Annotated in this window: 11 protein-coding genes and 1 pseudogene; 5 read left to right on the top strand and 7 right to left on the bottom strand. The window is 61.0% G+C overall.

Annotated features, from left to right (window positions below; genetic code table 11):
• Positions 1 to 1942 (top strand): AAA family ATPase (locus tag TSH64_RS14880; RefSeq protein ID WP_199237562.1); only part of this gene is annotated, 1942 nt, incomplete at its 5' end.
• Between the two features lie 614 nt (positions 1943 to 2556).
• Here TSH64_RS14880 and TSH64_RS14875 read toward each other — a convergent pair.
• Entirely contained in the window at positions 2557 to 4740 is a 2184-nt protein-coding gene (locus TSH64_RS14875; protein ID WP_109445987.1) for an ATP-dependent RecD-like DNA helicase, read from the bottom strand.
• Between the two features lie 538 nt (positions 4741 to 5278).
• On the opposite strand from TSH64_RS14875, the gene TSH64_RS14870 reads away from it, so the two are divergent.
• From TSH64_RS14870 to TSH64_RS35330, 4 genes are all read left to right on the top strand, one after another.
• On the top strand, positions 5279 to 6244 hold the full coding sequence (locus tag TSH64_RS14870; protein WP_109445985.1) for a WYL domain-containing protein: 966 nt from the start codon (positions 5279 to 5281) through the stop codon (positions 6242 to 6244).
• A 268-nt stretch (positions 6245 to 6512) separates the two neighbouring features.
• Complete coding sequence (locus TSH64_RS35335) at positions 6513 to 8060, top strand: hypothetical protein (protein WP_146208030.1); 1548 nt, start codon at positions 6513 to 6515, stop codon at positions 8058 to 8060.
• 58 nt (positions 8061 to 8118) lie between these two features.
• Entirely contained in the window at positions 8119 to 9138 is a 1020-nt protein-coding gene (locus TSH64_RS14855) for a hypothetical protein (RefSeq protein WP_109445979.1), read from the top strand.
• Positions 9139 to 9413: 275 nt separating this feature from the next.
• Positions 9414 to 10247, top strand: coding sequence for a hypothetical protein (locus TSH64_RS35330; RefSeq protein ID WP_146208029.1), 834 nt, complete (start codon positions 9414 to 9416; stop codon positions 10245 to 10247).
• Between the two features lie 137 nt (positions 10248 to 10384).
• On the opposite strand, the gene TSH64_RS14845 is transcribed toward TSH64_RS35330, so the two are convergent.
• The 6 genes and pseudogenes from TSH64_RS14845 to TSH64_RS14820 form a co-directional block, all read right to left on the bottom strand.
• Positions 10385 to 10759: a hypothetical protein gene (locus tag TSH64_RS14845; protein WP_146208028.1), complete on the bottom strand. Its 375-nt coding sequence runs from the start codon at positions 10757 to 10759 to the stop codon at positions 10385 to 10387.
• Positions 10760 to 11225: 466 nt separating this feature from the next.
• A complete protein-coding gene (locus tag TSH64_RS14835) occupies positions 11226 to 11903 on the bottom strand; it encodes a DedA family protein (RefSeq protein WP_247872944.1) in 678 nt (225 codons plus the stop codon).
• A gap of 158 nt (positions 11904 to 12061) precedes the next feature.
• On the bottom strand, positions 12062 to 13030 hold the full coding sequence (locus TSH64_RS14830) for a zinc metalloprotease HtpX (RefSeq protein WP_158285374.1): 969 nt from the start codon (positions 13028 to 13030) through the stop codon (positions 12062 to 12064).
• 161 nt (positions 13031 to 13191) lie between these two features.
• Positions 13192 to 13296, bottom strand: a pseudogene (locus tag TSH64_RS36390) (IS5/IS1182 family transposase); the annotation flags it as partial.
• A 63-nt stretch (positions 13297 to 13359) separates the two neighbouring features.
• The gene (locus TSH64_RS14825) at positions 13360 to 13857 is read right to left on the bottom strand and encodes a ferritin-like domain-containing protein (protein ID WP_109445967.1); all 498 of its coding nucleotides are present in this window, start codon (positions 13855 to 13857) and stop codon (positions 13360 to 13362) included.
• Between the two features lie 273 nt (positions 13858 to 14130).
• Positions 14131 to 14722, bottom strand: a 592-nt coding sequence (locus TSH64_RS14820) for an aldo/keto reductase (RefSeq protein ID WP_247872943.1), incomplete at its 5' end; no start/stop codon positions are given.

Here is a 14722-nt window from a genome sequence, read left to right as displayed (position 1 = left end):
AAGGAACTCATCCAAATCCACCGAGCAGCACGCTGAACGATTCGATCCGCACCCGCGTCACTCACCGGATGCGTACGAAGCTGCACCGCAGCAGAAGGAAATGCTGGCGGCCAACGAGCCCATGGCCGTGATTGTCGAGGTTCCCGCAGCCGAATGGGTTGATCTCATAGCTATGGTTTGGGGCGAACTGGTCTGGCCGGATCTAATTAAAGGCCCAACCGGTGATGCCTTAAAGCGGTCATTCGGTTGGGAGCCATTCGAGGGCTCCTGCTGGGTGGCATACAGTCGCGACGGTACTGAGAAGCATCATCGGCCGGACGTGGGGAACGAGGGGGTATCAGCGATTCTCGGTGCAGGATGCTCGGTCGTAGGATTTAGCCAGTCACCCGAACGACACCTTCCACGTGCCCTGATCCAGGTTGCCGAAGTTCGTGTCGTTGTCCCACAGATGGACAGAGAGGCTTTGACCATGGTGGTCGGCATACTGACCGGCTGTCGTCCATCGGTTGAGATCCCCGATCGGCTGCACAGCTTGATCACCATTGAGGACATGCGTTTGGCTTGGCGCCCCGACCGGAACGCGGATGCCTATGCGACTCGCTTGCTGCGGCTTCTCGAGCGCAAGGCCAATCTTCGTCCTCAGCTGACCCTGAACCAAATGCATGGAATGGATGAGGCGGTCGCCTGGGGAACAGCGCTGGCACGCGATCTGGCGGAATTCCGGCGCGGTTGTCTACCGTGGTCGACGGTCGACCGTGGTGCCCTGCTGTTCGGTCCACCCGGCACAGGCAAGACGACTTTCGCAAGGGCTCTGGCAGGGACGTGTGGCGTTCCGCTGATCTGCGGTTCCTTGTACCAGTGGCAGGCAGCTGGACACTTGGGCGACATGCTCAAGGCGATGCGTGCAACCTTCAACGAGGCGCGCGCCATGGCTCCGAGCATCCTGTTCATCGACGAGATCGACTCGTTCGGTGACCGGGCTTCCTTCATGCATGAATACAGGGATTATAGCACCCAGGTCGTAAACGGCTTCCTTGAAGAGCTCGACGGCGTCGGAGGACGTAAAGGCGTTGTCGTGGTCGGCGCCTGCAATACGCCCGATCGCATGGATCCGGCCATCCTCCGGTCGGGGCGACTTGATCGAGCCATTCTTGTTCCGCGACCGAACCAGGAAGCGCTGGAGAGGATCCTTCGGCACCATCTTGGTGGTGACCTTCCGAATGTCGACCTTGCCGCCGCAGCGTTGCTGGCCCTGGGCGGCACCGGCGCTGACTGCGAGCGCTGGGTGCGCGGTGCTCGGAGACGTGCCCGTCATAGCAGCCGGGCCATGACGGGAGACGACCTGCTGGAGGAGATCCGCGGGACACGGCATGCCCGATCCACCGAAGAGGTCTACCGTTACGCCATTCATGAGGCTGGGCACGCACTGGTGCTGGCAGTCGAGCGTCCGGGCGCCTTGGTCATCGCTTCGATCCGGGAAACCGGAGATGCCCAAGGTGGTGTCGTGTCCGACCGTAGGCACCGGGGTCTTATGACACGCAAGGAGATTGCCGGAGAGCTCCGAATGCTGTTGGGCGGTCGTGCGGCCGAGGAGGTGGTCTTCGGCGACGTGTCGGCTGGAGCGGGCGGCAGTGCGGACAGTGACTTGGCGCGGGCGACTGCACTGGCGGTTTCGGCACTACACGCCTATGGACTTGACGATGGTGAAGACGGGCTGCTCTGGCGCGGCATGCCAACACCGGATGCATTGGCGGCGATGCTAACTACCCGCCCAGACCTAGGCAGGCGCATCACCGCTATGTTGGCGACCGCTTATGCCGAGGCCAAAGACCTGATCACCATTCGCCGCAAAGATCTGGATGCCGTAGCCCAACTGTTGATTGATCGGGAGACAGTTGGCGGCAGGGAGATCGACGCGTTGGTCAGCGGCGTGCGTAACTGACCGGCCGGTGTGTATCAGGCCTCAGTCTGTTTAGCCAGAAACGAGCGCTTGGCCCTGGAACTTGTGAAAGGCAGCATTTATCGACCGCTGCTGGGACGCCAAACAAGAGATGTCCCGGGTGGTCCAGCGCCTACATTGAGGAGGTCTCGTCACCATGAGCTTCCCTAGCCGACAAAAGGCATCACGATGCCGGGGCGGACCCAGAGTCGACCGGTGCGCACGCTGCGGTCGGCGCCCAGACCAAGTATGGTTCGGACCCAATCCTCTGGATGGGCGGGACTGGTGGTCGATGTTCGGGATCGTAACGCTCTGCCCGGATTGCCTAGAGCGCTTGTGGCGCCAAGCGCCTGAGAAGGCGGACTGGGGTGACTATGATCAAGTCTGGGCGATGCTGCTACGCCATGCCGGTCTACTGGATGACCACCAGCGACGACCTCCGGGCACACCAACCATGCTCGACTGAGACCACCTTCTGCTCCCGTTGGGAAAGCCTCCTCCAGAGGGGCGTTTCCGTGCATCGACGACGGAAGGTCCCACTTGTCGCTGATACACAGCAGGTCTTTCCGGAGCCAACGAGTTCCCCGGTGGGCAAAAAGAAGACGTTCCCGCAGCGGTCAGGTCGATTTTGCCAGAAGCCATTCCTTAAGCTTCGACCATCGGCGCCCCTCCTGCCGTGCCCGCACCGCCATTCCGAGCGCCTTCCGCTGGCCCACGACGACGACCAGCCGCTTCCCGCGGGTGACACCGGTGTAGACGAGATTGCGCCTGAGCATCGTCCAATGTTGCATCGCCAGCGGGATGACGACGGCCGGGTACTCGGACCCCTGGCTCTTGTGGATCGTCGTTGCGTAGGCCAGCGACACCCTATCCAGTTCGCCGAAGTCGTAGGGGACCTCACGGCCATCGAAATCGATCACCAGTTCGCTGTTCTCCGGATCCATCGCGGTGATGACGCCCAGGTCGCCGTTGTAGACCTCCTTTTCGTAGTCGTTCTCGGTCTGCATCACCTTGTCGCCGACGCAATAGGTCCAGCCGAAGCGCTCAACCCGGACATCGCCCGGCGGGTTCAGGACCGCCTGGAGTTCCACGTTCAACGACCGGGCACCGAGACCCCCGCGGTTCATCGGACAGAGCACTTGGACATCGCGTACGGGGTCCAGGCCGAAGCGCTTCGGGATTCGGTTCCGAACGACTTCGATGAGCTTGCGAACACCGTCCTCGGGTTCTGCCGCCTCGACAAAGTAGAAGTCCGAGCCCTCTACGGGTGTCAGATCTGGCATCTGGCCCTGGTTGATGCGGTGGGCATTGACGATGATTCGGCTGGCCGCCGCCTGCCGGAAAACCTCGGTCAGGCGCACCACGGGCGCGGCGCTGGATGCGATCACGTCGGCTAATACCTGCCCCGGGCCCACCGACGGCAACTGGTCGACATCGCCGACCAGGATCAGCGCTGACCTGTCGGGGGTCGCCTTCAGCAGCGCGTTCATCAGCGGCACGTCCACCATGGACGTCTCGTCGACGACGAGCAGATCGCACTCCAGTCGGTTCTCCTCGCTGTGCTTGAAGCCTCCGGCAGCCGGGTCGAAGGCAAGCATCCGGTGGATGGTCCTGGCCTCCATTCCAGTGCTCTCCGAGAGCCGTTTGGCCGCCCGGCCGGTCGGGGCGCACAGCAGGATGCGGATGTGCTTGGCGGCCAGGATCTTCAGGATGGAGTTGACCAGGGTCGTCTTGCCGACGCCGGGGCCGCCGGTGATGACCATGACCTTGGATGCCAGGGCAAGCCGAACAGCTTCCCGCTGGCTCGGCGCCAGCGTCAGTCCCGTCCGTCCCTCCACCCACTCCAGCGCCTTCTCCATGTCGATGGCAGGCCAGGGTAGCGCCCCGGTCGCAAGCCCACGCAGCCGGGTGGCGATGGCCTGCTCGGCCCGGTACAGTCCGGCCAGGAAGACGCAATCCCTGCCCTCCAGCTGATCGGCGATGACGGCGCCGTCACGAAGCTCGTCCGCCAGCGCCTCTTCCACCAGATTGGTGCCGAATTCCAGGAGTTCGCTGGCCAGCTTCTCCAGGTCCTCCACCGGCAGGCCGCAGTGCCCCTCGTCCATGGCCTCGGCCAGCGCGTAGCCGATGCCCGCCCGGACGCGGACCATGGCCGTCTTCTCGATGCCCAGCTTGGCCGCGATGGCATCAGCGGTCTTGAAGCCGATGCCGCGGATGTCCCGGGCCAGCCGGTATGGGTTCTCGGTGATCAGCTGGATCGCCTCCTGCCCGTAGGTCTTGTAGATGCGGACGGCCCTGGAGGTACCGACACCGTTAGCGTGCAGGAACAGCATGATCTCCCTGATCGCCCGCTGGTCGGCCCATCCCTTGACGATGCGGTCGGCCCGCCTGGGACCGATGCCCGTGACCTCGCGCAGGCGACCGGGCTCGGCCTCGATGACGTCGAACACGGCCTCGCCGAATGCCTTCACCAGCTTCCTGGCGTAGACCGGGCCGATGCCCTTGATCATGCCGGAGCCCAGGTACTTCTCGATGCCCTCCAGCGTAGTGGGCTGCGTCGCCTTCAGGAAGGTGGTCTTGAACTGGAGGCCGTGGGTGCGATCGTTGACCCAGCTGCCGCTCGCCTGGATCCATTCCCCGGCCGAGATCATCGCCGCATGTCCGACGACGACAACCAAGTCCCGATGTCCGCGGACCTTCACCCGGAGCACGCAGAAGCCGGTCTCGGCGCTGTGGAAGGTCACGCGCTCCACCAGCCCGGCCAGGGACTCCGTCGATGACGCGATGGCTTGCCCGCTCATGCCGGGATTGTGCTGGATTCCCGGCCGTCGGGCCAGTCGCACTTGCGAAGGCGGTCCGGTGCTGAGGTTGGGTGCTGCATGGGTCGCGCCCAGAAGTACGAAGGCCGCTTTGCTATCACTCGGCTACGTGCCGCCGCAGAGGGCTCCCTTCACATGTTCTGCTGAGCTTAAAAATACGCAACGTTCGTCAGAATCTGGGGGGATGCTTCCGTATCTTAGCTCTCGACGGCGGATCACTCCTAGATGCGCCAACGGCAACACAAGAATGGAGATCAATGTGGTGCGCATTGTTGGGTGGCTTGCCATCAGCGGCTTTGCGATTTACGGCCTTTCGCAGTTCATCCGGAACCATGTCGTGTTGGACGCGAAAGGCGAATAAAAGCGCATATTATATAGAATTTTCCCGATTAGACCGCACCAATTATGGCGAGTGATAATAAAGTGATCCATCGTTAGTTGAACGTTAAGCTATCTTGAGTCAAAAACTGGTCAAGCGGGAACCCACGTCGCTATTGGGTTTGGGGGATACGAGCCTAAAATGCCACGCAAGCACCACGATGCCTTGCCCGGTGAGAAGTTGCTGGCGCTGTATCAGCGTCTGACTCTCGACGGGAGGAAGCACTTCCAGAGCGATCTTGCCCGGGACCTCTCATGCTCCGCTCAGACCATCGTCCGGTTGGTCGCCATCATTGAGGGCAGTCTGGGACGAGATGCCTATGTTGAGAACGGCTTGGAAAACCGACGGCGCTACTATCGCCTCCGGTCCAAGAAAGAAGAACGATCGCTAGGCTTTACATTCGAAGAGTTACATTGCCTTGCCGCATGCCGTGACATAGCCAGCCAGTTCCTGCCGGAGAGCGTGGTCGACCGCATCAGCAAAACCGTCACAGCCGTTGCCCTGCACTTGGCCGAAGGAATACCACCCGCCGCCGGACAACCAATTGGTTTTCGCAGCAAGGGGTTCATTGACTACACCCCTCACTTCCCGGTGATCACCGCCTTGCGTCGAGCCATTGAGCGTAAGGAGGTGTGCCTCATCGTGTACCGCGCTCGCGGCCGTCAGACAGTGAGCGTCTACAGATATGCTCCCGGGCGCTTGGTCGCCATGAGCGGGACACTTTATGTGCAGGGGTATCGAATGCCTGACGGATCGGTTCTCAGGGAACGTCCAACCACCTTCTCGATTCATCGCATCGCGCAGATGTCGCCTACAGGTGAGTATTTCAATTTCAATGCCGCCGATAGAGAGGCTCGAGCCTTTGGGCTGGGTTGGCATGAGCCCCGACGAGCAAGGATCCATGTGAATGCCGAAGCCGCCGATTATGTGCGTGACCGAGTGTGGAGCGATGACCAATCCATTGAGGACCAAGAGGACGGAAGCATAATCCTGTCGCTCACAACAACCAGTGAGAAAGAACTTAACGCCTGGACATCGAGCTTTGGCGGAATGGCTAAAATAATCAGCTTTAAGGAAATCAAAGACAATACATCGGCCCATTCATGAAATTAGCGCTATATAACTTGGGAACGCGTCCGATTCATGCAGATGATATGTTGTATTTAATACTGCAATTATGGGATTATATTTTGCTTTATTCTGGTCTTCACGATTAGGCGTTAATAGAAAACTACCTGAGATCCTTATATACTCGCAGATATACGCAGTTTGACACGCGGCTTTCCTGTGACTTGCCAAGTGGGTGCATCTCGTACCCTTGTGGCCGACCTTCCACCTGCCCTGCCATCCTTTCGACGGGACTCGAACGCACGCCATGGAACGCGAAAAGAAGTCAGCACCCCAGGCTTCCAAACTTTCAGACGTCGCCGCAACGGCCAGCACGATTGAGATCGTGGATCGGTTCGGCAGCGCCAACGCCGAGTTCATCAAAGGTTACACTGGTATCGATAACGAAACCGGAAGGAAGTTTGCAAAGGGCCTGAGAGAGATCAGCGAGCACAAGGTAAGCGACCCAGTACGGAACATTCCCCAGCAAGCGGGCTTCTCGGCGGAGGTTCATGCAGTTTCCAAGAAGAACGCTCGCAATATCATAGACCGCAGCACCGTCCGCTTGGAGCGCACTGATGACCGACCAAGTGAATTTGGGCATAACAATCGTGTCTATGACCATGTCGAAGTAGATGGTGGTAAGGTAGTTGCTGGCTCCGGGTCGCAGATGAAGTTCGTCACCAAGCCGGATGATCTGCTGACGAAAATTGCTCGCGGGGATGGCAGTGGTAGCGATCGCGATCTCTCGCGATACCAAGGAGTTAAGTTAGATCTGCCCTCCGATCAGGTCAAAAACGCAAAGGATTTCTGCACGCAACAAGCAAAATCTCTCAGATTGCAGGCGGATACTGTCGAAAATCTGGGAAAGACTGAGCTTGCAGAGAAACTCCGCAAGGACGCTGCCAACTTTGAAGAGTTACGTGGCAACATTCGTGACAGCGGCATGACCAGAGAGGAGGCAATCTACCTCCGTACCGCCCCCTTGGCGGCCACCGTCCGGAACATCATAGGCATCAGCCACGAAGCGGGGGTCCAAGGAGCAAAGGCCGGTGCCGTCGTCGGAGGTGCAGTCTCAATCGTTACTAACATCGTTGCTGTATGTCAGGACGACAAGGATCTGAAGACCGCCTTGCTTGACACCGCCGTCAGCACCGGCAAGGCGGCTGCCGTTGGCTATGGCACGGCCTTCGCTGGGTCTGCCTTGAAGGGGGTTATGCAGCAGTCGGCGAACGCCACAGCGCGCACCCTTTCCAAGACATCGCTGCCAGCCATGGCTGTCTCGGTCTGTCTGGAACTCACCGCCGCCGTAAAGCTCTATGCAAGCGGTGAGATTGATGGAACAGAGTTCATGGAACTCATCGGACAGAAGGGCAGCAACATGCTGTCGTCCGGCCTGGGAACCGTGGTGGGTCAGATTGCCATTCCGATCCCAATCGTCGGCGGCGTCATCGGCAGCATGGTCGGCTATACCTTGAGTTCGCTGCTGTACCAGAACTCGCTCACTGCCTTCAAGGAAGCGGAACAGGCCCGCGAGCAGTACCTCCACACGAAGGCGCTCTGCGAGGAGGCCCGGGCCAGCATGGAGGCGTACCGCCTTCAGTTCAATCAGCTGTTCGAGGAATACCTGACCGATGGCCGCGCCGCCTTCGCGGATTGCCTTTCTGCTATGGATGATGCGGCCGTGCTGGGTGACGTCGACGGTTTCGCCCGCTCTGCTAACGCACTGGCCGAATGCATCGGGCATACCTTGCAATTCAAGAACATCCAAGAGTTCAACGACTTCATGGCCACGGACGACGCACTCGTCCTGTGAGGCACTCCGACCGGGCGCTATCCCGCCTATTAACCGTTTTCGATCGGAAAGGATCATCATGCCTCTGCCTCTTCTCGTCCCTATCGCACTCGGTGCCCTTGGCCTTTTCGGAGCCGGGAAAGCCGTAAAAGCAGCCATCGACACCAGTGAAGCCAACGACATTGGACGCTCAGCCCAGGATATAGCTGCCAAGGCAGAGGAGTCCCTGAACGGACGAAGAGACGAGTGCAATAATGCGCTTCGCGGCTACGGCGAGATGAAGATCCAGGCTCTCCAACTGGAGATCGCGAACTTCGTGGAGCTCTTCGGCCAGATCAAAAACGTGCAGTTGGCCCACTCGGCAGAATTCGAGCGACTCAAGGTCGGTGACTTCACTGAGGTTACGCTCGGTGATCTGCGCCATTCCTGCGCCTTTGCTGCGGAACTGGCGACCAGCACCGCGGCTGGGGTTGGCGCCGGAGCGATCACGGCGTTTGGGGCATACAGCGGTACGATGATGCTGGCGTCGGCCGGAACAGGCACTGCGATCAGCACCCTGGGCGGGGTCGCCGCGACTAATGCTACCCTGGCTTGGCTGGGTGGCGGCACGTTGGCGGCCGGAGGACTTGGCGTCGCTGGTGGTACGATGGTGCTTGGCGTTCTCGTTGCAGGTCCCGCCCTGTTGGTCCTCGGCAGCGTTTTCGGAGCGCAGGCTTCGAAGAAGCTCGATGAGGCCAAAGCGAACATGGAAAAGGCCAAAACCTACGTGACGGAGGTCAGCCTCGTCATTGGCAAGCTGAAAGCAATCATTGCTGTCTCCGAGACCGCTGCCCATCTTCTCACGAACCTGCGTAGTCGCATGGTGCGAAGCAATGATGATCTACGAGCGGTCCTCTCGAATGCCGGGAGCGACTACTCGACCTATGACAGTACTCAGCGCGACACGGTCTTCAAGGCGGTCAAGTTCGCGCAGCTGGTCAAGAAGCTCATCGACACGCCAGTGCTGACCGAGACCGGTGAACTCGTCGACAGCGCCATGACCTCCTTCCAGGCTATCCGCAGCAGCCTGGAAGAGGCGCCTGCCAAGGAAATGGCATAGATCCCACAACGCTCAAGTTCATGTAGCAGTCCGGTCGCGGAGACATGATGTTAAGAGTTATCAGCCCTAAGCAAGTCATAGCATTCCGCGACCGGCTGGAACGGGTCTTTAGGTCCCCCGAGCATGAGACCTGTCGTCGACATCTATCCACACCCGGAGGCGCCTTTGACGCGAATCTCCGCTGGAATCCAGCGATAGGATTGTGGGCTCACTTTGCAAAGGAGCCCTTCGACCGAAGTCGGTGGTTGTGCTGGTTCGGAACGACTATCGGCGAATTGAACGAGACGCTGTACCCGAGCATCGAGATCAACCTTCCCTTGGATCCAGGTTACCGTCAGGTGGCAGGCCGTACCCTGGTTGACGACGATGGTCAGTTGTTCCTCGGCCACAAGGGCGGCTTGGGCGGTGGGCGGGGCGGGCAGATGTCGATTAGAGAATTCGCGGAACTGATCAAAGGCTTTGTCCGGGAGCCAATCCTACTGCCAGATGATCGGGAAGAACGAGTTTTCGTTATCGGGGATCTCGATGCGGACGATTTCCAATGCCGTTTGCTTGATTATGTGAGGGAATGTGAACGCCTCCGGGCCTTTGCGAAAAGCCGAGCGGCCGATGACCCGGATGAAACTTCCGTGGACGACGGGGAGTCGCAACAGGAAGCTGGCAAGGACAGCGGCTTTACGCCGGAGCTTGACATCGATGGCACCGGTTCCGGGGGACCTACCGATCGCCGGAGCATACGACGCCTCCATGGAAAGGTCGTAAACGCACTGCAACGGGAACTGGGTTCTGAAGCCGTCAACTGCATGAAGTTCGACATGCGGCCCGATCTGTACCTTCGTGGCCCTGGGAATAAGATGGAGGTCTTATTCGAAGTCAAAGCATCGTCGAACACTCAAAGCTGGTTTACCGCTCTAGGGCAGCTTGTAGTGTATGGAGCAATGCAATCACCACCACCCCGCCGCGTACTTGTTTGCCCGGCCCCTCTGAAGAATTCGAACTTCCGAAAGGCGTTGGAGCATCTCAACATCACTCTTGTGACTTTCGAGGTGAAGCGCAGCAGTGTTGTGTTTCATGGACTAGACGCGATCAGCTTGCCGGTTCCGGTATAGGCGCTGGCGCGTGCCCCGGACAGGGGCGCATGACAACTTGGACCATCCAGTCTTGCCGCCAAGCAAAGCAGGATCAAATCGATCTCCCCTGCCGTGATGGCCGGGCTCGCCGTCCTGGCCTCAGGCATTCCTGGACCTCACGCGCTGCGCTTGCTGATGGCCGAGGACGGCACGATGTTCCTGGCCATCGGCTCCTCGCCTGCCTCCTGCCCGAGGTAGCTGGCGACCCAGTACCGCAGAGCCAGGTCAACCACCGCGATCATTGATGCGTCGCTGAGCTTTCTCACCCGCTCCACGGTTCGGACAACGTATTTCAGCCCGCTGGCGGCGCCCTCCTCGAGCAAGGCGTCGACCAGTGCCTGCCTCGCGACAGACGGCGAGAACTCCTGTCCCTGGGAGGACAGGTCTGCGGCCCGCTTGGTGGCCGACGAATCCTCATAAACCTCGGTGAGGCTCACGGGAAGCAGGCCTTTCAGGTGGGACAGCACGAACTCCCACTCATCGAGCGACAAGCGAGACGTCATCGTCCGTCGCCGCACGTTCCGGACAACAATCCCAGGCCGACCGTCGTATCGGCTCCCCGGAGATGCTGAAACCAGCTCTGAGGCACAGCCTTCGCCGACATGTGCAAGCCGGGCTCGCGTCCCTGTGCCATTTTCACGCTCGGTGAACCATGGCTCCGGATGACGGCCCTGACCGACCAGACGGACCTGCTGCGGTCCATCGGCAACCGAGGGGAGCCGATGCCGTTGCGACCGTGCCGGTCCGACGAGGTCGGAACAGGAATAGCCGGACAGCAGATGCCGCAGGCAAAGGAGATGTACGATCCTGATCTGCGGCTCGGGTCTGGTATCAAGCCGCAGACGAGGGACTTTCGATAGGTCGCCTAAACCGTGATCGGCTTAGTTAAGGTTGGGCAGCCGAAAGCAGCGATCCGATCTCGAACAGGAGCATCGTCGCGAGACCGAAGGATGGAGGCTAACAACCCGTTCTTTCCGGCGAGCCCTCGACGGATGGAGCGGGTGCGCAGGACTTTGCCGCACCATGTCCCACGTTGCCATCGGCAGCCGGTGTGGCACGGCCACCTACTCCACTCATGTCGTAACCGGTCCAGGCAAGATGGCCTGGTGACATCAGCAACGGCGCCCAGATTACGGCCGACAGGATGTTGAACGTCTGAAACTTCCGATGGGGCATCGCCATCATGCCAGCCGTTGTCGGCACCACCGCACGCAGCGGGCCGATGAAGCGTGCCAGGAACACGCTCTTGCTGCCATGCCGGAGAAAGAAGGCTTCGCCACGGCCGCGCAGTTCGGGATGCTTGCTGAGGGGCCATAGCCGGAACATGCGCTCGCCGTAGCGTCGGCCCAGCCAGTAGGACGTGGCGTCTCCCAGGACAGCGCCGCCCGCGATCGCCAGATAGACCGACCAAAAATCGAGAACACCCGCGGCAACAAGTGCGCCGCTCGCGGTCAGCATGACGACGCCAGGAATGAGAAGGCCGACGAGTGTCAGTCCCTCTGCGAAGGCCATCAGGAAGATGATGACCTCAGCCCAGTCCGCGTGCGTTTCGATGAAGGTCGCGAGCGCGGCTCCGTAGGCCGCGAAATCTGGAAGCCCCGTCAGCACGGTCTCTGCGCCCGCGTCGTCTCGCACCTTGATGGGTGCTGGCAGCCGGGGCGGGGCTGGTGCAGGTCGATCATGACGAGGGCTGAGTCCTTTCAGGGTTCAAGCGCTTCACAGCTGGGCCCGGCGCCATGGCCGCACAGGACCGCGCTGTTCGGTTTATGGCGCGGGGACGAAAAGGACGGCGGTCAATGCCAAAGCCCGGATGCACGCCAGCGCGGTCGATGGTTAGGCGGTACGAGTTGACCAGGGACCGTGATCGACCGTGCCTCATAAGCCGGTCGCAGGGATGCGACCTGTTGAAGCGAGAGAAGGCGCTCGATGCGCTCTTCGGTAGCCGGATGGGTGCGCAGCACGGACGGGTGGGGATTCCGCAGACCAGGGAACAGCATGCGCTCCCAGAAGCCCGGATCGTACCGCTGGAGCTTGGCCAGGGCGGAGGCCAGGCCCGCAGGGTCCCCGGTGATCGCGGCCGCATCCAGGTCGGCGTCGAACTCCCGCGTTCGGGACAGGGTGAGTTGGATGAGCGTGTTGACGGTGGGTGCCCCAAGAAGCAGGGCAATCAACAGCCAGGGGAACCCGACCTGCTCCGACAGCATCAACGGCAGGCTGAAGAACAGCAGGATGATGCCGCTGGTTGCCATGGCTCCCGTGACCCGGCTGATGATGTCGGCCAGCCCCATAATGAATAGGTCATGGTTCTGGACATGGCTCACCTCATGGGCCAGGACGCCGACGAGTTCGCGCAGGTTCATGACCCTCAAGAGGCCGTCCGTCAGGACGATGGCGCTACTGCTCGCGGAGCCTACGGCAAACGCATTCGGCACCGGCGTTGGCAGGTAATGCAGTTCGGGGATGCTGGGCAGCCCGGCCTGCCGGGCCAATACCGCGAGGCTCTCCTGAACCTCCGGAAGCTCGGATCGACGAAGACGGCGGGCGCCGTAGAGCCTCAGGATGACCTGGGGTGAGATGGTGGGGCTGAACGCCAGCGCCATGGCGATGAGGATGATGACCCACAGGATCCCTGCCGGTCCGAAGAGCAACCAGCCGATGGCTGCGGCGAGCAGAGTCAGGCCTCCCACCAGCAGGATGGACTGCACCACGTTGCGGAGCCTGTGTCGACGAAGCTCCTGTTCATTGAGATGGAGCGCGTACATGGTTGCCCGTGTTCCGGGTTTGCTATGCATGCAGATTTCGGAAAGGCCTACCGTCCGGTCAAGACAGCATGGCATCGTTACGGCCTGTTCCACGAACGAGGCCTCGGCCCAAGTTACGCCTGGAGTCGTCACGTCGCTGGAAAATCGGAGGACATCGGCGGGAGGACGCCTGGGGGGCTGAGCACATCAGCAAGAGCGTGAATTATGGTCATCCGGCCACCGCGAGACAGACCGATGGGCTACGCGCGCACCCTTTCGCCGCCCTGCGTTGAGCAAGGCACCATGGTGGCAAGCGGCGGCCGCGCATCAGTACGGCCGCCGCCGACCGGTCACGCCGCCTTGAAGGCGCGCTGATTGACCTCGCCCTCGGCAAGCTGGGTCAGCTTATCATCGGTTGCCTTCTCCTCGCTGAGCGTCTCATCGAGCAGCTTGGCGACATCCGTCATCCCACACGTCTCCGCCAGCGTCCTGAGAGAGCCATAGCTGGCGATCTCGTAATGCTCGACCTTCTGGGCGGCCATGATCAGGGCGACATCGAGAACTTCAGGCGAGAGGCCCTGGTCCATGATCTCCTCGGCTTCCTCAATCAGCCCCTGGGTTGCCTCGCAGGTGTTGCCCGCGGGGTCGGCCTGGAGGATCTGGAAGATCTGCTCCAAGCGCTTCACCTGCCCATCCGTCTCCTGGAGGTGGGTCTGGAATGCCTGCTTCAGCTGAGGAGACGACGCCGCGTCCGCCATCGCGGGCAGCGCCTCGAGGATCTGGGTCTCGGAACTGTATGCATCCTGAAGCTCCTCAATGAGGAGATCCTTCAATGCTTCTTTGGACATGGGGGTGCTCCTGACGACTGTTTCCGGTGAAGGCGGTTGGCGAGGACGTCCTAACCTCAACAGGGATGCTGCGCATTCCTTGCGGGAAGATCCTCGGATCGACCATCGGTACAGCAAGCACGAGTTCATCGCCGTAATTGGACTGTGGGCTTCGGTGACCACCGGTGCGCTGCTGTTGGCGGCAGGAGAGCATCCGCACTGGATGCGCATCGCGGGGTCTGTGCTTGTCGGCACTGTTCCGACGGAAGACGCCGCCAGGAGCATCTCGATACCTTAGACCGGCATAGGATTGAGCCGAGCGAACCCCTCCTGCGTGCGGTACGGGTAATAGGGATAGGCAGGCATCACGTCGCTGGCCGTATCAAGACGCGCGATCTGCTCGGGTTCGAGCTTCCAACCGACCGCACCCAGATTGTCGCGCAGCTGCGCCTCGTTGCGGGCGCCGATGATCACCGAGGAGACGGTCGGCCGCGCCAGCAGCCAGGCGATGGCCACCTGGGGAACGCTGCGCCCGGTCTCGGCCGCCACGGCGTCCAACGCATCGACGATGCGGTAGAGACGCTCCTCGTCGACCGGCGGCCCCCACTGTGCGGTGTCGTGGAGGCGGCTGCCCTGCGGGATTGGCTTACCACGGCGAATCTTGCCGGTCAGCCTGCCCCAGCCGAGCGGACTCCAGACCAGCGCGCCGACCTTCTGGTCGAGGCCAAGCGGCATCAGCTCCCATTCATAGTCGCGCCCGGTCAGCGAATAGTAGACCTGATGCACGACATGGCGCGGCCAACCATGGCGGTCGGCGATGGCGAGCGACTTCATCAGCTGCCAGCCTGCGAAGTTCGAGGCGCCGACATGGCGGACCTTCCCGGCA

Source organism: Azospirillum sp. TSH64, assembly GCF_003116035.1.
Classification (GTDB): Bacteria; Pseudomonadota; Alphaproteobacteria; order Azospirillales; family Azospirillaceae; genus Azospirillum.
Note: the sequence above shows the minus strand (reverse complement) of the source record. Positions and strands in the feature narration are given on the sequence as shown.

What these genes read in the sequence shown, in the direction of transcription:
- TSH64_RS14830 (WP_158285374.1), bottom strand. Translation starts at nt 13,030, where the DNA reads ATGTACGCGCTCCATCTCAATGAACAGGAGCTTCGTCGACACAGGCTC.
- TSH64_RS14825 (WP_109445967.1), bottom strand. Translation starts at nt 13,857, where the DNA reads ATGTCCAAAGAAGCATTGAAGGATCTCCTCATTGAGGAGCTTCAGGAT.
- TSH64_RS14855 (WP_109445979.1), top strand. Translation starts at nt 8,119, where the DNA reads ATGCCTCTGCCTCTTCTCGTCCCTATCGCACTCGGTGCCCTTGGCCTT.
- TSH64_RS35335 (WP_146208030.1), top strand. Translation starts at nt 6,513, where the DNA reads ATGGAACGCGAAAAGAAGTCAGCACCCCAGGCTTCCAAACTTTCAGAC.
- TSH64_RS14875 (WP_109445987.1), bottom strand. Translation starts at nt 4,740, where the DNA reads ATGAGCGGGCAAGCCATCGCGTCATCGACGGAGTCCCTGGCCGGGCTG.
- TSH64_RS14870 (WP_109445985.1), top strand. Translation starts at nt 5,279, where the DNA reads ATGCCACGCAAGCACCACGATGCCTTGCCCGGTGAGAAGTTGCTGGCG.